At 54.5% G+C, this 19338-nt stretch carries 15 protein-coding genes; 6 read left to right on the plus strand and 9 right to left on the minus strand.

Annotation, left to right across the window (positions count from 1 at the left end; all coding sequences use genetic code 11):
- Positions 1 to 38 precede the first annotated feature (38 nt).
- From TH19_RS16025 to TH19_RS16040, 4 genes are all read right to left on the minus strand, one after another.
- The gene (locus TH19_RS16025; RefSeq protein WP_114103368.1) at positions 39 to 1508 is read right to left on the minus strand and encodes a M81 family metallopeptidase; all 1470 of its coding nucleotides are present in this window, start codon (positions 1506 to 1508) and stop codon (positions 39 to 41) included.
- An 86-nt stretch (positions 1509 to 1594) separates the two neighbouring features.
- Positions 1595 to 2650: a TRAP transporter substrate-binding protein gene (locus TH19_RS16030; RefSeq protein WP_114103369.1), complete on the minus strand. Its 1056-nt coding sequence runs from the start codon at positions 2648 to 2650 to the stop codon at positions 1595 to 1597.
- Between the two features lie 98 nt (positions 2651 to 2748).
- On the minus strand, positions 2749 to 4029 hold the full coding sequence (locus TH19_RS16035; protein WP_114103370.1) for a TRAP transporter large permease: 1281 nt from the start codon (positions 4027 to 4029) through the stop codon (positions 2749 to 2751).
- Positions 4026 to 4547, minus strand: coding sequence for a TRAP transporter small permease (locus TH19_RS16040; protein WP_114103371.1), 522 nt, complete (start codon positions 4545 to 4547; stop codon positions 4026 to 4028). Before TH19_RS16040 ends, TH19_RS16035 begins: the two co-directional genes overlap by 4 nt.
- A gap of 205 nt (positions 4548 to 4752) precedes the next feature.
- Between TH19_RS16040 and TH19_RS16045 the strand changes: the two genes are divergently transcribed.
- The 3 genes from TH19_RS16045 (at position 4753) to TH19_RS16055 (ending at position 7106) form a co-directional block, all read left to right on the plus strand.
- Positions 4753 to 5142 (plus strand): RidA family protein, encoded by a 390-nt coding sequence (locus TH19_RS16045; RefSeq protein WP_114103372.1) that lies wholly within the window; start codon positions 4753 to 4755, stop codon positions 5140 to 5142.
- Between the two features lie 80 nt (positions 5143 to 5222).
- Positions 5223 to 6107 (plus strand): MurR/RpiR family transcriptional regulator, encoded by an 885-nt coding sequence (locus TH19_RS16050; RefSeq protein WP_114103373.1) that lies wholly within the window; start codon positions 5223 to 5225, stop codon positions 6105 to 6107.
- A gap of 48 nt (positions 6108 to 6155) precedes the next feature.
- Positions 6156 to 7106: a sugar kinase gene (locus TH19_RS16055; RefSeq protein WP_114103374.1), complete on the plus strand. Its 951-nt coding sequence runs from the start codon at positions 6156 to 6158 to the stop codon at positions 7104 to 7106.
- A 7-nt stretch (positions 7107 to 7113) separates the two neighbouring features.
- Here the strand turns inward: TH19_RS16055 and TH19_RS16060 are convergent, their stop codons facing one another.
- Together TH19_RS16060 and TH19_RS16065 are read right to left on the minus strand one after the other, a co-directional pair.
- Positions 7114 to 11508: a translocation/assembly module TamB domain-containing protein gene (locus TH19_RS16060; RefSeq protein ID WP_258547991.1), complete on the minus strand. Its 4395-nt coding sequence runs from the start codon at positions 11506 to 11508 to the stop codon at positions 7114 to 7116.
- A gap of 38 nt (positions 11509 to 11546) precedes the next feature.
- The gene (locus tag TH19_RS16065) at positions 11547 to 13559 is read right to left on the minus strand and encodes an autotransporter assembly complex protein TamA (protein ID WP_258547992.1); all 2013 of its coding nucleotides are present in this window, start codon (positions 13557 to 13559) and stop codon (positions 11547 to 11549) included.
- Positions 13560 to 13862: 303 nt separating this feature from the next.
- Between TH19_RS16065 and TH19_RS16070 the strand changes: the two genes are divergently transcribed.
- Positions 13863 to 15833, plus strand: coding sequence for a GNAT family N-acetyltransferase (locus TH19_RS16070; RefSeq protein ID WP_258547993.1), 1971 nt, complete (start codon positions 13863 to 13865; stop codon positions 15831 to 15833).
- Between the two features lie 32 nt (positions 15834 to 15865).
- Here the strand turns inward: TH19_RS16070 and TH19_RS16075 are convergent, their stop codons facing one another.
- The 3 genes from TH19_RS16075 to TH19_RS16085 all read right to left on the minus strand — a co-directional run bounded on the left by TH19_RS16075 (position 15866) and on the right by TH19_RS16085 (position 17948).
- Positions 15866 to 16999 carry a peptidase C39 family protein gene (locus tag TH19_RS16075; RefSeq protein ID WP_181846441.1) on the minus strand — a complete coding sequence of 378 codons (1134 nt, stop codon included), beginning with the start codon at positions 16997 to 16999 and terminating at the stop codon, positions 15866 to 15868.
- Positions 17000 to 17157: 158 nt separating this feature from the next.
- Positions 17158 to 17571: a protein tyrosine phosphatase family protein gene (locus TH19_RS16080; protein ID WP_114103445.1), complete on the minus strand. Its 414-nt coding sequence runs from the start codon at positions 17569 to 17571 to the stop codon at positions 17158 to 17160.
- Between the two features lie 155 nt (positions 17572 to 17726).
- Positions 17727 to 17948 carry a YgaP family membrane protein gene (locus TH19_RS16085; RefSeq protein ID WP_114103378.1) on the minus strand — a complete coding sequence of 74 codons (222 nt, stop codon included), beginning with the start codon at positions 17946 to 17948 and terminating at the stop codon, positions 17727 to 17729.
- A 183-nt stretch (positions 17949 to 18131) separates the two neighbouring features.
- On the opposite strand from TH19_RS16085, the gene TH19_RS16090 reads away from it, so the two are divergent.
- Positions 18132 to 18857: a TenA family protein gene (locus TH19_RS16090; RefSeq protein WP_114103379.1), complete on the plus strand. Its 726-nt coding sequence runs from the start codon at positions 18132 to 18134 to the stop codon at positions 18855 to 18857.
- Positions 18854 to 19336: a GNAT family N-acetyltransferase gene (locus tag TH19_RS16095; RefSeq protein ID WP_114103380.1), complete on the plus strand. Its 483-nt coding sequence runs from the start codon at positions 18854 to 18856 to the stop codon at positions 19334 to 19336. Before TH19_RS16090 ends, TH19_RS16095 begins: the two co-directional genes overlap by 4 nt.
- Positions 19337 to 19338: the final 2 nt, after the last annotated feature.

Here is a 19338-nt window from a genome sequence, read left to right on the forward strand (position 1 = left end):
TTTCGGTGGTGACGCAAAGCGTGCAGTGGCAATTCAGATCAGCTTGCCTGTTTGGCAAACGGATCATCAACAATCGGCCAAAGCGGACGTTTGACGTGACGATATCCATTGGTTTTCGGATCCGACGGATAAGGACCATGCACATCAACATAAATGATCTCGCCCGCGATTTTGGCGAACGCATCGTAGAAGTGATTGGTCGATTTGATAAACAGATATTTTTTTGATTTCGGATCAATGCCCATATTCGCAAACAGGCTTGGATCGAAACTTTGTGAACGATTGGTATTAAGGATCACTTCCCCGCCGTCCGGCAGCACAATTACCGCACAATCGCCAAGCGGCACAATGCTTTGCCCGAAATACTGCCAGGAGTTGCGTTCAAGCTTCTTGACCGTCACCTGTGCATCAATCGGGGCACCGGCATGGGCACCGGTTTTCCCGCCAAAGCGCAGTGGCAATGTCGCCCCCTCGCCGGCCGAGAAACAGGTCCGAACCGCCATTGGATCCCAAAGCGTGCCAAAGGCATAATTGGCAAGTCCGCGTTCCATCACCGCACGCAGCAAAATCGTGCTGTCGCCCGGAACCCCACCGCCCGGGTTGTCCCAGACATCGGTCAGAACAATCGGCTGTGCATCGGATGCTAATGCCTGATCAAGGGCGGCTTCGGGTTTAAGGAATGTCGGGCGGGTGGCCCCACGGAAACCAAACAACTCAACCCCCAGGTCTCGTGCAATCTGCTTGGCTTCCGCAGGGTTATTGTTGGTGGTGACAACGACCTTGGCACCAAGATCGGGCACGTCACCAGCCATAAAGCCATGAATGAACGACACCGAAAGGATATCGCCCGTTCCTTCCATATCCTTTGCCCGGTCAATAAAGGACCGCATCGGTTCGCGTGATGTCGGCAGAACCTCGATCATGTGGCAGTCAAACACCGCCTTGGTCGGTTTGATTTCAGCACGCAACGTGCGCAGGACAAGATCAACAACTGCCCGGCCGGTTTCGACAAAATCGGTATGCGGGAATTCCTTGAAGGCAACAATGATGTCGGCATTATCGACCCGAAGGGCCGTCAAATGGCTATGCGGATCAAAGCTTGTGCCAATCACCACATCTGGCCCGACAAGCGCACGGATACGCGAAATAAGATCACCTTCGCAATCAAGATAGTCCTGCGCAACCATCGCGCCGTGCAGACCAAGGATCACGCCATCAACCGGCATGGCTGCACGCAGTTGGCCCAGAACTTCGTCGCGCAATTGTTCATATGTCTCGCGGCTGACCAACCCGCCCGGCTCGGCCCAGGTTGCGGTTCCTTCGATCAGGTCCCAGCCTTCCTTGGCGGCGCGAAGGCGGCCTTCGGTAAAGACGGCACTGCACAGGGTCGGCGTAACCGGATGCTGTCCCGGTGGTGCATAAAAGCTTTCCTGAAAATCGGAAAAATCAGTTCTTAAAGGGGAAAAAGTATTGGTCTCGGTTGCAATCGAGGCGCAAAAAATCCGCATGACCCGTGCCTTTGTTATTGGTCTTATGAAATTGAATAATGGGATCCGAAGGGGCAGAACCCCGCCCCTTCGGCAAGTGGAATGGCTTATTCCATGTAACGGCTGGCGTTGGCTTTCTCGACTTCTTCCTTGAACAGGTTCAGAAGTTTTACGCCTTCATCGCCAAGGCTTTCCTGAACGTGTTTGACCACGACCGGCTGGGTTGCCTCTTTGAACTTTTCACGGTCTTCAGCCGACAGAGCGGTGATTTCCATTTTGTCTTTCAGACCGGCAAGACCACGATCAGATGCCTCGATCACACGCGAAACGCCACGGCTTGCGACAACGCAAGACTGTGCTGCGTAACGGATGATTTTCTGCTGATCCGGGGTCAGGTCATCCCAGAATGCCTTGGACAGCATCATGGTGTAAGGCGAGAACAGGTGGTTGGTCAGGGTCAGGTAGCCCTGAACTTCGTTGAACTTGGCAAAGGTCACGGTCGGAACCGGGTTCATCTGACCATCGATCACGCCCGTCTGAAGACCGGCATACACTTCACCCCAGGCCATCGGATATGCTTCGGCGCCAAGTGCCTGCATGATTTTCTGATGGGACGGCAGCGACATGGTACGAACACGAATGCCTTTGAAATCTTCAAGGGTGGCAATTGCGTGCTTGGAGTTGGTCACAGCAAAGAACCCGCCGGTATCCGGGAAGCCGAGAACCTTAACATCACCCAGCGTACCTTCGATGTCGGATGCAAGGGCGGTGCCGAACGGGCCGTCAAACACGTCATAGGTCGACGCGTTGCTGTCGAATGCGAATGCAAGGTTCAGAACGTCGATACGCGGATAGTAGGATGCCAGCGCACCGGTCGAGGTCAGGGTGCCCTGGATCAGACCATCACGCACCATCTGGACATGCTCGGCAGCCGAGCCAAGCTGGTTGGACGGATAAACCTCAACCTTGATTTCACCATTGGTGTCGGCTTCGACAATGTTGGCGAAAACCGCGGTGCAGGCATGTGCCGGGTTTTCGAACGGGTCCATTTTGTTATCGTGTGCGAATTTCAGGACTTTGGCCTCGGCAAACGCCATTGACGTGCTGCCCATCAGCATCGCAGTTGCCAGGGCGGCGGCGCCCAAACGCTTAACGGTTTTCATGATTACCTCTCCTTGATGAAACGACTTTATGGTGTCCGGCATTTATTTTGATGCGTGCCCCGGCCCGGACTGACCGGGGCTGTCTTAAACCCGCTGGCCTAGCGGAAACCAAGCAATCTCGGTATCGCCAGCGCAAGATCGGACCAGAAGGCAAACAGGAACAGCACGCCCAGTTCGGCCAACAGGAACGGCCAAAGTTGTGCTGCAATTTTTTCAAGTTTCTCGCCTGTCACCGATGACAGCACGAACAGACAAGCCCCGACAGGCGGCGTCATCAGCGAGATATTGAGTGCAAGAACAAAGATGATCCCCGCATGGATAGGGTCCATCCCGATCTGAACGGTCAGCGGCACCAGAACCGGGGCCAGAATGATCAGGATGGCGTTGATATCCATCACCATACCGATCATCAAAAGCAGACCGACGATCATGAAAATCACGATATAGGGGTTCTCGGACACGCCCAGAACAAGGCTTGCGACTTCTTGCGGGATACGGTTGAAACTCAGCCACCAGCCAAGGATCGACGCAAAGGCAATGATCACAAAGATCACGCCGGTCACACGTGCCGTCCGCACCAGCATTTTAAAGAAATCGGCAAAGCTGAGTGCGCGATAGATGAACACACCGATAAACAGCGCATAGCCAACGGCAACCGATGCTGCCTCGGTCGGGGTGACAATCCCGCCCAGGATGCCGCCCAGAATGATCAGGGGCATGATAAGGGCCGTGATCGATGATTTGAAAATCTGCCAGATTTCCAGAAGCGACGCCCGGCGTTCATTTTTCGGCAGGTTCTTGGACCGCGCGGTAACCGCAATCACCGTCATGCAGATCAGACAGATCATAAGGCCAGGCAAGATGCCCGCGGCAAACAGACCGCCAATCGAAACCCCCATCAGCGATCCATAAACCACCATCAAACCCGACGGCGGAATGGTCGGGCCGATGATCGATCCGGCCGCCGTCACCGCACAGGCATAGTCACGGCGATATCCGCGCTCGACCATCGCAGGAACAAGGGTTTTGCCGAATGCGGCCGCATCAGCCGTCGCCGCCCCGGTCAATCCGGCAAAGAACACCGATGCCAGCATATTGGTGTGCGCAAGACCGCCGCGCATATGGCCAACAAGGGCCTGGGCGAATTTGACCAGTCGGCTGGTAATGCCGATATGGTTCATGATTTCGCCCGCCAGAATAAAGAACGGCATGGCAAGGAACGGGAAAACGTTCAGGCCGTTAAACACCTTGCTTGGGCCCTGGGACAGGAACATCCCCCCACCCATGTCAAACAGTCCAACGACACCTGCCACGCCAAGGGCGAAGCCGATCGGCATCCCCAAAACCATCAGAACAACAAAGATAATGGCGACGATCATTCTGCGCCCTCCGCAAGATCAACCGGGATGAAACGGCCCTGATCACGCAAGGCAACAAGAAGAAGCTGGATGGCGGCCAAAAGTGCCGAAACCGGCACCGCGGCATAGGGAAGTGCGAGTGACATGCCAAAAATCATGGCCTGTCGGCGCATCCCGCCTTCGGCAAAGTCAAATCCGTAAATCGCCAGATACAGGAACGCGGCAAGGGCGATCAGATCGACCAGAAACAGAATGGTGCGCTGGATCGGCATCGGCAGACTCAGAACAAACATGCCAATCCCGATATGTTCACGCCGCGCAATCCCGGCCGAAATCGCAAGCAACGCCGACCAGATCATCAGATAGCGGGCAAGTTCTTCGGGCCAGGGCAATTGCCAATGGAAAATGTATCGATCAACAACCCCAAGCCACACGTCCAGAACCAGAACAAGCATCAGAACCGCAATAACGCGTTCGACACCCCAGTTCAGGCCAAAGCTTAATTTCGCTGCAATGGTTTCAATACGGCGTAGTGCCATCGTCGCCAAATTCTCCGCTGATGAATCTTTTGTGTAATTTTTCTACATCCTGAGTTCTATTTTGTAGCTTGTCTACATATTTTTCACATGGTTTTGACATTTTTTCGGCTATTGACCTAATAATGAAACTCATTTAGGTAGTTAAACTACATTTTCAAATGGATGTATTTTGATCTGAACTACAAACCAAAACAGGGAGTTTTCCATGTCGATCAAACATTTTGGCAACGAACGCAGCGGTGCTGGCGGACAGAAATTGCCGTTTTCTCCGGCCGTTCGCGCAGGCGACTACGTCTATATTTCCGGTCAGGTTGCCATGAAGGAAAATGGTGAAATCGCCTATGGCGGCATCGAAGACCAGACCCGTCTGACCATGGAAAATGTCAAAGCGGCCCTGGCCCTTGCCGACTGCACGCTTGACGATGTTTTCAAAATCAATGTCTGGCTGGCCGACACCCGCGACTTCTGGACCTTTAACCGTGTCTATGCCGAATTCTTCCCGAACGAGCGCCCTGCACGTTCCACGGTACAGTCCCAGATGATGGTTGACGCCAAGATTGAAATTGAAGCTATCGCCTACAAGCCGGAAAAGTGATACTTCCCAAAGGGGTGCCATTTGCGGCGAACGTATGTGGCCCCCCTGCCCGTCCTTGAAAACAGAACCGGACCAGTGTGATGCAACCGACCGCCGACATCATCAGCCTGCTGCGCAGCCAGTCGGGAAGCTTTCCCAACCGGGAACAGCTGGTGGCCGATTATGTCAGCGAAAATCTGGAAGCGGTCACCACCATTGCCCTTTCCGATCTGGCCAACAATGTCGGGGTCAGTGAACCAACCGTCATCCGGTTTTGCCGGACACTGGGATGTGACGGGTTTCGTGATTTCAAAATGCGTCTGGCGCAAAACCTTGCGGTCAGTATGCAGTATCTGACATCCGAGGATATCTCGGATGACACGACTGCCGCGGACGTACTTTCAAGTCACGTTCTTGGTGTGATCATTGAGAACCTGCGCCTGCTGCGTGATCAGATTTCATCGCAACAGATTGATCAGGCCGCGGATATTCTGGTCAAGGCCCGACAAATTGCGTTTTTTGGCGTCGGGGGTGGATCAACCACTGTGGCCTTTGATGCCGCCAACCGTTTCTTCCGGCTTGGCATTCCCGCACAATCGCAAAGTGACGGCTATTTGCAGCGTATGCTGTCATCAACCCTTGGCCCGGAAGACGTGGTTTTCGCCATTTCAACCAGCGGCCGCCCGGTTGAGCTGATCCATTCCGCCGCCATTGCGCGCCAATATGGCGCCAAGGTCATATCATTGACCAACCCCGACAGCCCGCTTGCTGCGGAAAGTGATCTGGTGATCGGAATTGAAATGCCCGAAAACCCGGACATCTACAAACCGACGGCCACCCGCCATGCATTTCTGGCCACCATTGACGTCATTGCAACCGCTGTTGCACGACGGATGCCCCATCAGGCCAAAGAAAAGCTGCGCCGGATCAGATCTTCGCTTATGACTGTCAATTCGCCGACCGGTCGTCAGCCGATTGGCGATTAAGACCCATAACGCCACCCTTCTGATTTCTTCCCCATAAAGGTTACCCCGATGCCCCAGATCGCATTTATCGGCGAATGTATGCTTGAACTTTCCGGTGCCCTGCCCGGACATGTATTTGGTGCTGCAAAGCTTGGCTTTGCCGGGGATACGCTGAATGCGGCGACCTATATGGCCCGAACCACCCGTCTGATTGATCCCGATGCCGGACAAAGCGCATCCTACATCACCGCCCTTGGTACGGATGCCTATAGCAACGCGATGCTGACGGCCTGGCAGGAAGACGGGATCAATACCGTTCTGGTGCGCCAGATCAATGGCGCCTTGCCCGGCCTTTACACCATTCAGACCGATGCCGACGGTGAACGAAGCTTTTCCTATTGGCGCGATCAGGCCGCAGCCAAACAGGTTCTGGGCGGTGATCACGCGGCAAAGATCCGCGCCGCATTCGCGCAGTTTGACGGGTTTTACCTGTCGGGTATCAGTCTTGCAATCCTATCCCCCGAAGACCGTCAGAACATGATCAAACTTGCTGCCGAATATGCAGATCAGGGCGGCAAGGTTTACTTTGATACCAACCATCGTCCGCGCCTGTGGTCCGATGATCAAACCGCCATCGACATCTATCAGGCAATTGCCCCTTATTGCGATACGGTGCTGCCGACCTTTGACGATGACGCGGCCCTGTTTGGCGACAAGACCGCACAGGAAACCGGCCAGCGCTGGCTTGATGCAGGCGTGCGCGAAGTCATCGTCAAATCAGGGGGCGAGCCGACCTATTGGTGCGACAAGGATGGTCAGTCGGGTTTTGTCACCCCGCCCGTAATTACCGACATCGTCGACACCACATCGGCCGGTGATTCGTTTAACGGTGCGTTTCTGGCCGCACGGTCGCATGGCAAACGCGTCGAAGACGCCATTGCCGTTGCCCAGAAAGTCGCAGGCCGGGTCATTTGCCGTCATGGCGCACTTGTCGATATCAGTGACCTAAAACTCGGCTGATACCCGCCTAATAATCCAGTCGGTACTGAACCCCGGCCTTGCTGTCGATTTCGGTGGTTTCACTGGTCACGCTGATATTCGGCGTGACTTCGATTTCAACCTCGACCCCGCTGGACCCGGGGCTTGATCCGGCTTTGGTACCGACATAAACCCCGTCGGCAAGGTATTTGCCAACCTTGACCTCTGGCCCGTTTTCACCGCCGCCGACCTGAAGCACATCTGCACCGATAAAGCGGCGAACACTGCCCACGATATCGAGTCCCCCACCGCCGCCTGACAATTCGTTTACGGCACTGGCAAGCTGCACGGCCTCAACCGCGCTTAGGCTGCCTTGGGATTTGCCAAACAGCACCTGCGACAGGATTTCGTCATCGGGCAAGGACGGGTTTGACGTCAAAACCAGTTCCGGATCACTTGCCGGCCCTTCGAACCCTGCGGTCACTTCAAGATCGGTCGTCGAATACACCCCTTTGATATCAAGCATCGGATCGGGTGGCGACCCACCGGCAAAGGTGATCTTGGAATCCTTGATCACAAAGGTTTTACCAATGATATCAAGCTGTCCGCGCAATGCAGCAAGCTGACCGACAATGATCGGCTCATCCGTGGTGCCGGTAATTTCCAGCGCCCCGCCCCATTCGGAATCAAGCCCGCGACCACGCACGAACAGGCGTCTGGGAATATCGACTTTGACATCAAGGTTACCCGCAAATCCCCTGTCATTTTCGGCTTCCTTGCGGGCCTGTTCTTTCTCGGCTTCGCCGGGAAGATTGGCAACATCGATTGTCGGAACCGATTCAGGCAAGGCCAGCGTCAGGTCAACTTCCCCGCGCTGCACGGTGACAGCGCTTTTGATGTCGGCGCCGTTCTGATTGCCGGTTACGTTGGTGTCGACATCAGCCCAGAACTGCAATTCATCAATCCGCGACAAGGCAAAATTGCGAAGCTTGGTGCTGACATCATAGGCGGCCTCGCCGCCATCCTTCATCTTCAGATCAATCGACGCATCAAGCGTACCATTACCCCCATCGGTCGCAGTGATCGACGGGATCGAAAGCCCGTTTTGGTCAAAGTCACCACGAAGGGTCAGATCATCCAAAATCGTGCCGTAGGACAGGTTTTCATAATGACCATCCGACAGATCGACATTGCCATTCCAGGCAATATCATCAAGGGTCCCGGCCACATCCAGTTCAAGTTTGATCAAACCGGAAACCAGATGATCCGGTGCCGGAACATAGGGCCAGAATTCGGCTATTTCGCCATTCATGCGCACCGATGCCGATACTGGTGCCGAAAGATCGGGACTGAAATTCTGCTGCAACACAGAAATCGCAAGCGGCACTGTTCCCTCAGCCGACAGAACCTTGATACCGGCATTCCCAAGCTTGGCCGTTCCGTTCAGTGTACCCTTGGCAAGGCCCAAATCCAGAACCATCTCGAACGGTTCAAGATTTTTGACCGTCTTGGCCGTAATACCGGTAATGCGGCCTTTGACCTCTGCCGCTGGCAAAGCACCCTTGGTTTCGCGCAAACTTGCTGTCAGGTTGGCCACACCGGTAAGCCCGTCAAAACCGGCAATCCGTCCCCACGGGCCAAGATCAACCCCGTCAAGGGACACATCGCCGGCAATTGATTTTTGGCCCGCCTGTTGGGACATGGTGGCAACAAGTTTCCCTGTTCCCACTGCCAAATCTGCATCAAGGCTTTGCGAACCGTTGGCCGCCATCACGAATTGTAACGGACGATGCAGCGAAATGGCCTGATCACTTAGGGCCAGATCAAGCTTGCTTGCCGTTACAGTGATATCATCACCAAGCCCGATATCGGCCACAAGATCGGCCAACACCGGAACATTTCCTTCATACAGGCCCGAACTGCCAAGCACGACATGAAGGGCATCAAGGCCACCCTGGATATCGAGCGCAATATCATCAAGCGCGATCGGGGCATAAACGATATCGCGCCCTTTGACATTCGCAGAGATATCCGGGGCATTAAAGGCGTCGCGAACTGTTGCCGACAGCTCGATATTCTCGATCATTTCCGGATTGCCATCGGCCTCTCCGATAAGGCGCAGGCCATTGGCAAGGGCTGCCAGGGTTACCGTCTGACGGTCTCCATCGGGAACAAAGGCAACATCGGCACTAAGCGCGCCATTGGAAAAGGGCGCACCGAAATCGCCCAACATCTCGGCATCAAGATTGGAAAGCGCAATTCTGCCTTTGATTGGTGTTGCATAATCAGGAAGAACAATATCGCCGGAAAGTTTCAGGAAATCACCGCGCAGTGAAATACCAGCCACATGCAAGCCATCATCAGGCAAACGCACATTCGCCGCCAGGTTATAGGCGTGCTTGCCAAGGGTAAAACGCCCGTTATTGGCCAAGGACAAAACGGCTTGATCAGACCAAGCCATCCGGGTTGAAAGCGCAACCTTGTCAAAGCGTTGACCACCGGCTTCGACGGTTGGGATGCTCAGATCAAACGTCCCGGCCGGGGCTGCGATATCGCCATCCAGATTGATCAGAAGTTTTGCCGGTGCAATTGAAACGCCGATATCTGGCGGCACAGTTCCCGGCGCGACATCAAGATCACCCTTCACCGCCAAATTCCCGAACTCATCCGTAATATTGACCGTGACAGGCCCCGTGATCATCGCCGTTTGTAAAGCATCCAGATCGACGGTTAAATCAAGATCAGGCAACAAGGACACCTGCCCGGTGATCACCGGTGATGCACCGACAATGCGATCAAGATCGGCTATCCCGAAACCGGTTTCAGTCGTTGCAATCTTTACATCGGTTTTCAGGCCATCCGTTGTCGACCATGTCAGGTTATCAAGCGCAACCGATCCCTGCCCGCCAAGATCAAGACCGGATATCGGCGCAAAGATCGCAAGATCGGCAATTACGGCATTCAATCCAGCACGGTTGATCGCAAACTCTTCATTGATATCTGCATCGCCCAGCACCTTCATCATGGGAGCAGACAGAGCCAGATCGCGCACCGCAATATTCGAAAAATCTTTTGATATCAGCGCATTAAGTGACAATTCCTGAACATCACCCAGAAAGGCCGCCAAATCGCCATCCTGCCATTCCGTGCCGGTTGTTGATGCCGCCAATTTGGCATCAAGCACATCACTGCCAGTCGCCTCCGGAATGCTGGCATCCAGCTTCACCTCGCCAATCGTCGAAACCGGGGTTTTCAGATTTTGCCCGCGAATGGCAAGCTCCACCCCGGGCATCGCAAGATCACCTGCGGCCGTGATCGAAAGCCCGACCTGCCCCCACGTCACCGCATCGTCCATAAGGGCGGACATCGCAGGATCAATGGTACCATCAAGCTTTGCAACAATCTGATTTTCGGCAAGATCAAGATCGCCGGTCGCATTCAGGGACACGGCATCGGCCATGGCGAGTGTGACACGATCAAATGACAGCCGTTGCGTATCGGCATCAAAGGCACCACCAACGCCAAGATCAATTTTCTTGCGCAATGCGTCGGGCAATTCCCCGTTGATCCGTTCAAAGGTTTCAAGCCCGCCATCAAGTGCAAAGCCCAAAACATCTAACGACAGTTGAATACCGATATCACTGGCAAGTGCGGCATAACCGTCGGCGGAAAGATCAAGTCGGCCCTTCCAGTTATCGGCAGGACCATCACCGGCAAGCCTGATCCGGACGTCGGTCGCGACATCGGGTTCCAGTCCGGCAAGGGTCATGACAATCCCTTCACGGTCCAGTTCGCCGTCGATATCGGCTTTCAGGCGTTGTTCCGGCCCATCAAAATCGAGATCGACGACAAGCCGGTCAATTCCGCCATCCAGCGGATGAAGATCAATGGCCGCAACTGCCGACAAATTCGTACCGATTGCGGCCTTGGCATTTAACCCATACAAAAAACTTTTGCCTGATACCGGTTCGACCACGGCAATCTCGGAAAGTTCGACCGCATCAATTGCCACGGCAAGCGGCAAGGCAAAACCACCCCCTGCTTCTTCGGGGGTTTCTTCGACTTCATCTTTGGATGTACCGTCAGGCAAAATGATTTTTGCCGATTGCAGGCCAACGCGATTGATGTGCAACTGACCGCCCAGCAACGCCAATGGCGACCAGTCAAACTCAGCCTTGCCAAGCTCAAGATGCAACCCGTCAACGGGCTGATCCATCAAAAGGCTTTCAACCGCAAGACCGGTCCAAAGGCTTCCTTCAATCCGGCCAAGTGTAAACGTGCCATCAATGGCCTCTGAAACCGTGTCATTGATCAGCGGGGTGACTGCGCGCAACACCGGACCGGTTCCGGCAAGCGCAACAATCCCGGCCGCCACCAAGGCCACACCACCAACGCCATATGCCCCGTACCGGGCCCATCGCCATGCGGAACGGGGGTGTTTCAATTTGCCCTGCCTGTTGGTGGAAGGTTGTTCAGACGCGGTCAAAATGCCTGCCCCAAACTGATGTAAAACTGGAAATCATCATCAATGTTTTCGCGCTTATCAAGCGGCACCGCGACATCAAAGCGCAGCGGTCCGACCCCGGTGTAATACCGGAACCCAAGTCCCGCTGCCCAAAGCAACGAAATATCTTCCGGTTCGCTTCGCGCATAGACATTGCCGCCTTCGACAAACGGAACGATGCCGAAACTTTCGGTCACACGGGCGCGGAATTCAAAGCCAAGCTCAAGCACCGAACGCCCGCCAAGCGGATCATGTTCATCATCAAGCGGCCCGACTTTTTGATATTCATACCCGCGGATGGAACCACCGCCCCCCGAATAATACCGTTTGTTTGATGGCAGGTTACCACGATCCTCACCAATGATTGTGCCGGTGCGCGCACGGGCGGCAAACACGTAATCGCCTTCGTCATCAATCGAAAGATACTGCGACCCCGCTAGTGAGACCGAGGTAAAGCCGGTATCCTTATCGGTCAGCGACATATAAGGTGACACATTGATTTCAAAACGCGTTCCCCTGGTCGGATCAAGCGGGTTGTCGGTATTGTCATGCCGCAAAATGCCGCGCAAACCGGCCAGATAGAATTCTTCATTCGGGGAATCTGATCCTGTCAGGTCTGAATATTCGGTCGTCACGCCGAATGTCGTTGACCAGTTCTCGCCAAGCGGGCGTTCAATCCCGACAAAGCTGTCAATCGTCGATCCCTTATAGGCATCCGTGTTGTTGTTTTTGGCATTTGCCTCGGCCAGAAGAGATTGCCTGCGCTCAAGGAATTGTGGTTTTTTAAACTCGGCACTCACCCCCTGTTCAAGGCTGGAAGCATCTGCCCCAAAGCGCAGTTTTTCGCCGCGCCCAAACAGATTGCGATGTTCCCAGAACGCATTGGCCCCCGGACCGTCAGCCGTCGAGAAATTAACCCCGCCACCGATCGACCGCATCTTGCGTTCAACCACATTGATCTCGACCGGAATTTCACCATTTTCCTTTACCGGCCCCGCAACCTTGACGATGACACTGTCAAACAGGTTGGTCTGGGCCAGATCGCGGCGCGTTGCCCTGACCTGATCGGGGCTGTATTGCTCGCCCGGTTCCCAACTGCGGTAGCCGGCGATGAAATCCGGATCAACATCACTGGCACCGTTTACCGTCACATCACCAAATTCTGCCAGCGGACCAGTTTCAAATCCATATTTGATCGAGATGGTCTTTTCCGCGGTATCGGCCATGACAGTACGCTTGGTTGCCTTGACCAGCGGATAGCCCTGCGCCCGAAAGATATCGACGCCATATTGCTCGCCCAGAATGATTGGCTGCGCCGTCGCCCGCTGACCGATCTGCAAACGGGTTTTTTCGAGCTCCTCGTCCGACGCCGGGCGTTCAATCACCTTGTCCGGACGGGTGATTACAAGATCCACTGAAGAGATCAGATAAGGTGCGCCGGTATCAATCTGATATTTAAGAACAAGTGGTGTCGGCCCATCAGCCTGTGCCACAATATCATCCCCGGCAGTACCGGCAGTCTCATCTTCACCCTGCTGATCTGATGCATCATCGGCCGACGCCGGGTCGCTTCTACCCTCGTCCGTTTCCGGTGTGGATTCTTCCTGAATATCAAAGGTGATCTGACCGTCATAAAACCCGCCGGAACGCAGAACGGCCTGAAAACGTTCAATGTCATCCTCGGCCCGGCGTTGCAATCCGGCACGCGACGCCGTCGGACGCGATTGTAACCGGCGTGCTGTGCTTACCGCTTCAAGGGCCGCAATCAGATCGCCTTCCTGTTCGTCAATGCCGGCAATTTCGACGCTATAAGGAATGGTTTCACGCAGGCCGTCCTGAATTTCGGTTTCATTTCCGCCAAAACCCAAGCCAAGTCCAGCAAGCCCCTCGTCAGATGAACACGCACCAAGAATCGTTCCTGCCAACAAAAGCGGACCGATTGCCCCATATCGCCGATATGATCCAAGATTGCGAAGGATGTGGCTTTTCAAAAACGTCTTTTTCCTTGTACTTCGTGCCCTGTCCAACGGCTGAGAAACCTTTATGTTCCGCCATCAGTTTTGCCCGTGTTTTAATCATAGCTTCGCACAGGCAGAATTGTTGTTATTTTCAAAACAGCTATCTGATACAGCATATTTTTATTCGCCCCGCAGGTCGAGTGTCAGCTATGTCACATCCCATGAAAAAATGGCATGGCTGTGAACAATAATCGCACTTGTGAGCTTTTTGGTTTGAGCGTACCGGAAGTTGAGCGCAACATGTGCGCCACATCCCATCGCAGGAGGTCAATACTCGTGGCATCGACCCAGCCCAACACCGTCATTATTCGCAGTGCAGTTCGTTCCGACCTTGACGGGCTCTGCGCCCTTGAAACGGCCAATTTCCAAAGTGACCTGATTTCGCGCGCCTCTTTTTCCCGTTTCTTGCGACAGGCCTCTGCGCGTCTTCTGGTGGCCGATGCCGGTGATGCCGACAAACCGGCTGTGGTCGGATACGGATTGCTGTTGCTGTGCGCCAATGCGGATGTGGCCCGTATTTATTCGCTGGCAATTGCCCAGGAATGGCGCGGCAAAGGTTTGGGAACGCAACTTCTGGCCGGTCTTGAAACCCTTGCCATGGATGCCGGGTGCACGCGCATGCGTCTTGAAGTGCGCGTTCAAAACGATACCGCACGCAATCTTTATGAACGGCACGGCTATCAAAAGGTCGCGGACCTTCCGGGCTATTACCAGGATGGCGAAGACGGCATTCGCCTTGAACATGCCCTTTATAACGGTCAAAGCGATGTAACGCCTGCGGTTGCCACCGGTGCACCATTGATCCTGGTCGACCGCCTGTCCGATCAGCGTTTTGCCGTATCGGGCGCACGCGTCATGCGGGTGCGTGATTATCTGGCACTTGATCACGGGGTGCGTAACCGCCGTGTGATCAACCTGTGCCAGTCCTATGAATATCTGTCACGCGGTTATTATTGCAGTCTTCTGGCCGCCGCCCGTGCCGAGCGCGTCATTCCCGAGGCCGATGTTCTTCTCGACCTTAACTGGAAGCGTCTTCAGAAAACCGCACGTTCGGAACTAAGCCCGCAGATCATTGATGCCCTTGCCAAATCCGGTCATGGCCCGGATCAGGCCCCGGATCATATTGATGTCTATTTCGGTCGCACCGCGGACAAACGTTTCCGCCAGATCGCCGAACGGGCCTTTGATCAGTTCCGCTGCCCGATCCTGCGCCTGCACCTGAACAAGCAGGACCGCAAGATTTTACGCGAAATCGAAGCCCCGTCCCTGGGCCAGCTTGATGACAGCAACCTTGCCGAATTTGAAGCAGCCCTTCGGGCCTATTTGCGCGGTCGTGTCCGTAAACAGGGCAACGTTACCCCGCCCACCGCACTGGTTGCTATCCTGCATGACCCGGACGAGGTTTTGCCGCCTTCGGACAAGGAAGCATTGGCAAACTTTGTCCAGGCCGCATCCGATCTTGGTGCCAAGGCCGAACTGATTACCGCCAAGGATTTCCATCACCTTTCGGAATTTGACGCGCTTCTGATCCGCGAAACCACCGCCCTTGATCATCACACCTATCGCTTTGCCAAGCGTGCGGTAAAGGAAGGCATTCCGGTGATTGATGACCCGGACTCGATGCTGCGCTGTACCAACAAGGTCTATCTGGCAGAACTTCTGCGCACCCATCGTATCCCGGCACCGAAAAGCGCGATATTCGACAAGCGCCGCATTGCCGAAATCGGCCAGCAATTCAGCTTCCCGTCGGTTCTAAAGGTGCCGGATGGCTGTTTTTCGCGCGGGGTGCGCAAGGTAAAATCGCCTGAACACCTTAACGAAGTTGCGACCGAGATGTTCAAGAACTCGGAACTTCTGGTCATTCAGGAATATGTCGAAACGACCTTTGACTGGCGTATCGGGGTTCTGGGCGGCGAAGCCATCTTTGCCAGCCGCTATTTCATGGCACCGGGCCACTGGCAGATCGTCAAACATGAAGATGACGGCAAAAGCTTTGAGGAAGGCGGGTTTGAAACCCTGCCGGTCGAAGATGCCCCCGCCGATATCGTATCAACCGCCCTTGCGGCTGCGCGCCTGATGGGTGATGGCCTTTATGGTGTGGATGTCAAGGAAACGCCGCACGGCCCGATGGTGATCGAGGTGAATGACAACCCGAATGTCGATGCCGGGGTCGAGGACGTGGTTCTGGGCATGGATCTTTATCGTCGGATCATCGCCCATCTTCTCAGCAAGATAGCGCGCCCGTAGAAATTTCAACACGCAAACGAAAAGGCCGGGCTTCACCCGGCCTTTTTATCTATGAAAACAGCAGCTTGCAGTTTGTCGCGCCCATAGCGCGCCATCAGATCAAACTCGTTGCGCAGGATCGGCACCGACAGGCAGTCACTGCCCGTAAACGGTTCATGATCTTCGCCGATGTCAGGGTCGCTGACATAAACGAACCTGTCATCAAAGCCCGATACCACAACCCAATGCGGGATTTTGTCACCGTAAATGCGGTACTGGCTGATTAGAACCAGTGCCATTTTCCCCTGCTTGGCACGCTGTTCAATTTCTGCCACGCCAAACGGCCCGGATGTGACCGGAATACCGGCCTTTTGGGCCTGTGCGGCAAAATCATAATGCACCAGTTCGACCACTTCGCGGTTTTTGGGTTTGCGCACCGTATCGACAAAAAGCGGACCGTCACGGCTGCTCAGCACTTCGGCGTCAAAACCGCGCCGATTGGCGGCAAGCGCCAAGCCAAGCGGCCCGCACCCGCCATGCCCCGATGTCATGAAAACGGTGGTTGCTTCACGCCACAGGGCAATTTCAAGGCTGCGATCCAGTTCAAGTGATGCATCAAGTGCATTCATCGCCATCATCAGGGCCGCCGGGCCACAGGTGAATGGCAAGGTCTGGTGATAGAAATGGATCGGTGATGGCAGGGAAAGCGCATTGGGCACCAATACCTTTTCCATGCGCAAGGCATTGGAATGATCCGGATAATAATCGGGATAAAGCGCAAATTCCCGATATCCGAGTTCACCAAACAGCGCAATCGCCCGACCATTTTTCTGACTGACTTCAAGACGCAGGATCGGCGCGCCAAAATCAAGGCTGGCTTCCTCGGCCCGCGTTACCAATTGGCAGCCAATTCCCTGCCCGCGCATGTCGGGCAATACAGCAAGTGAATATAGGCGCGCCAAAGCAACGTTGCGCCGAAAGATTACCAGCGCATAGCCAATCACAGTGCCATCATGGCATGCAACATTCAGGCGGGCGGTTTCACTGCCGACGAAACGTTTAAACGCACGACGGTTCAGGCGATCGATTTCAAAGGACTGATTTTCAATTTCGCACAGCGCATCAATGTCGCCGGGCACAGCCAATCGAAAGGTAATATTGGCAGTTTCGAACGTCTTCGCAGTCACAGTCACACTCGCACCAAAACCAGGAAACAGACATATGGTCTTGAACCATCATGTCATATCGCCACGATTTGTTAAAAATCGATAGTGCAATTTTGGCAGGCGTGCCGCGCGATTATACGATGGGGCAAATTCACCCCATCGCACAAACACATTCGGGATCAGGCACGTGCAGCAATACGCGGCATCAAGGGTGACATGTCATAACCGGCATCGGATGCCGATTTGATAATGTCCTGTACCGGCATATTTCCCGCATTTGCCAGCGACCAAAGGATCGTGCATCGGGTGCCGGTCCGGCAATAGGCATAGATCGGCTTGGCGGCTTCGGCCAGATTGGCAGCAAATGCGTCGGCATCTGCATCGGTCACATTGCCGCTGACCACCGGCTGGAAGATTGCCTTGATGCCTGCGGCTTCGGCCTTGGCGGAAATCTCGGCAAAGGAAGGCTGCCCCGGGTCTTCATCGTCCGGGCGGTTACAGATAATGGTTTTGTAACCGGCCTTGGCAATCTCGTCGATGGCATCAAGGGGCAATTGCGGGGATACCGTCAGGTCGTCGCTCAGGCGTTTCATTTTTTCTGTTCCGTTATTCATTGCCGATGGTGTCATTACATGCTCCCCGCCAAAGCGGGCACGTCGCGGACACCGTAAAAGATATCGATGACACTATAACGTGCCGACGGCAACAGCTCGAACAGAAATTGCTGCGCAGGACTACGGACAATGATCTATTTCGAGATCGGACAGGTCCGCAATCCCAGCAACATATAAAGCGGGCAAAACCGCATGGCCGCCGTCACCAGCATCACCACACCAGCCGCAATCATCACCCAGCCATAAGCCCCAAATGCCATGCCGCCTTCCGGGGATGCCATAACAAATGGCAGCGCCAGCAAGACAACACCGGCACAGGCACGCAAGATCCGATCAATCATTCCGACATTGGCCATAACAACCTCCTTGGGAACCAATAAGCAATAATAAACCAATATATTAATATGCATTAATTTACATTGATAAGCATCAATCGCCCTGCCCGGTTTGCGCGATATCATTATCGCCCATCACCGCACTTGCCCCTGTTTCGCCGTCATGCCACAAGAAGGAAAATCAAAGCCTTAAGGAAATGTCCCATGTCTGATCAAATTGCCAGTATCACCATCGATTTCCCCGAATGGAAACAAGCCAATCCGGATGGCGTCTTTTCAGACTGGCTGAAGGCATCTGTTGCCGATGACTGGCACCGCGTTACCCATCATCCCTTCACCGATGCCTGGGGTCAGGCCGCTGTACCTGCGCGTAATCTTGCTGACTACCTTATTCAGGATCACCGTTTCCTTGACCGTTTTGTCGCCCTTTTGGCAGCAGCCGTTTCGCGCGCCCCGAACCTGAAGGACCGTATTCCCGGCTGTCAGTTTCTGGCCTTGGTTACCGGCGAAGAAAACACCTATTTCGAACGGTCCTTTGTCGCCCTTGGCGTTACCGAGGCAGAACGCAATGATCAGCCCGACTGGCCCGCAACTGTATCCTTCAAACAATTGATGGCAGATGCCGCCAACGGCAACAGTTATGCCGAGATGCTGGCGGTCCTGGCCGTTGCCGAGGGGACGTATCTTGGCTGGGCGGATCGGGTAAATCGCGCGGTTGCTGTTCGCCCCAAAGATTTCTGGTATTATGAATGGCTTGATCTGCATATCGGCGACTATTTTGAAAGTGTGGTCGCCTATTTGAATGGTCAGCTTGATCTGGTCGGCCCCACCCTGTCAGACAGCGAACGTCAAAGCTGTTTGTCATTCTTCCGCCGTGCAACAGAACTTGAAATTCAGTTCTTTGACGCCGCTTGGGATTTACCTGCATGATCACCATTCGTCCATTTCGTGATGAAGATGCCCAAACTCTGTCGGCCATTTATCGCCGCGCGGTTCAGGAACTGGGCCCGAAAAAATACGGTTCCGAACAGGTCGCGGTGTGGGCAGGTCTGGAACCAAGCCCGGCCCGTTTTACAGAAATCATGAATGACGGACGCTGCGGACTGGTCGCGGTTGATGACAGCGATCAGGTTGTTGCATTTGGCGATTTTGAACGTGATGGCCATATCGGGTTTCTCTATGCATCACCCGATGTTGCCGGGACCGGCGTGGTCGCAACCCTATACGCCGCCCTTGAAGCCAAGGCGAAATCGCAAGATGTCGGCAAGCTCTATTCAGAGGCCAGCGAACTTGCAAAGTCCTTCCTGCTTAAACAGGGGTTTACCGTGGTTGAACGGCGCGACTTTGAAGTCAATGGTGTTCCAATCCATAACTTCGCCGTCGAAAAACGATTGCGCGCACCACGTTGACC

The sequence above is a fragment of the Thalassospira profundimaris genome, from assembly GCF_003326675.1.
GTDB lineage: Bacteria > Pseudomonadota > Alphaproteobacteria > Rhodospirillales > Thalassospiraceae > Thalassospira > Thalassospira aquimaris.

Excerpts from the sequence above, each read along its gene's own strand:
- TH19_RS16035 (WP_114103370.1), bottom strand. The coding sequence starts at position 4,029 with ATGATCGTCGCCATTATCTTTGTTGTTCTGATGGTTTTGGGGATGCCG.
- TH19_RS16085 (WP_114103378.1), bottom strand. The coding sequence starts at position 17,948 with ATGGCCAATGTCGGAATGATTGATCGGATCTTGCGTGCCTGTGCCGGT.
- TH19_RS16030 (WP_114103369.1), bottom strand. The coding sequence starts at position 2,650 with ATGAAAACCGTTAAGCGTTTGGGCGCCGCCGCCCTGGCAACTGCGATG.
- TH19_RS16050 (WP_114103373.1), top strand. The coding sequence starts at position 5,223 with ATGCAACCGACCGCCGACATCATCAGCCTGCTGCGCAGCCAGTCGGGA.
- TH19_RS16095 (WP_114103380.1), top strand. The coding sequence starts at position 18,854 with ATGATCACCATTCGTCCATTTCGTGATGAAGATGCCCAAACTCTGTCG.
- TH19_RS16025 (WP_114103368.1), bottom strand. The coding sequence starts at position 1,508 with ATGCGGATTTTTTGCGCCTCGATTGCAACCGAGACCAATACTTTTTCC.
- TH19_RS16040 (WP_114103371.1), bottom strand. The coding sequence starts at position 4,547 with ATGGCACTACGCCGTATTGAAACCATTGCAGCGAAATTAAGCTTTGGC.
- TH19_RS16090 (WP_114103379.1), top strand. The coding sequence starts at position 18,132 with ATGTCTGATCAAATTGCCAGTATCACCATCGATTTCCCCGAATGGAAA.
- TH19_RS16080 (WP_114103445.1), bottom strand. The coding sequence starts at position 17,571 with ATGAAACGCCTGAGCGACGACCTGACGGTATCCCCGCAATTGCCCCTT.
- TH19_RS16045 (WP_114103372.1), top strand. The coding sequence starts at position 4,753 with ATGTCGATCAAACATTTTGGCAACGAACGCAGCGGTGCTGGCGGACAG.
- TH19_RS16055 (WP_114103374.1), top strand. The coding sequence starts at position 6,156 with ATGCCCCAGATCGCATTTATCGGCGAATGTATGCTTGAACTTTCCGGT.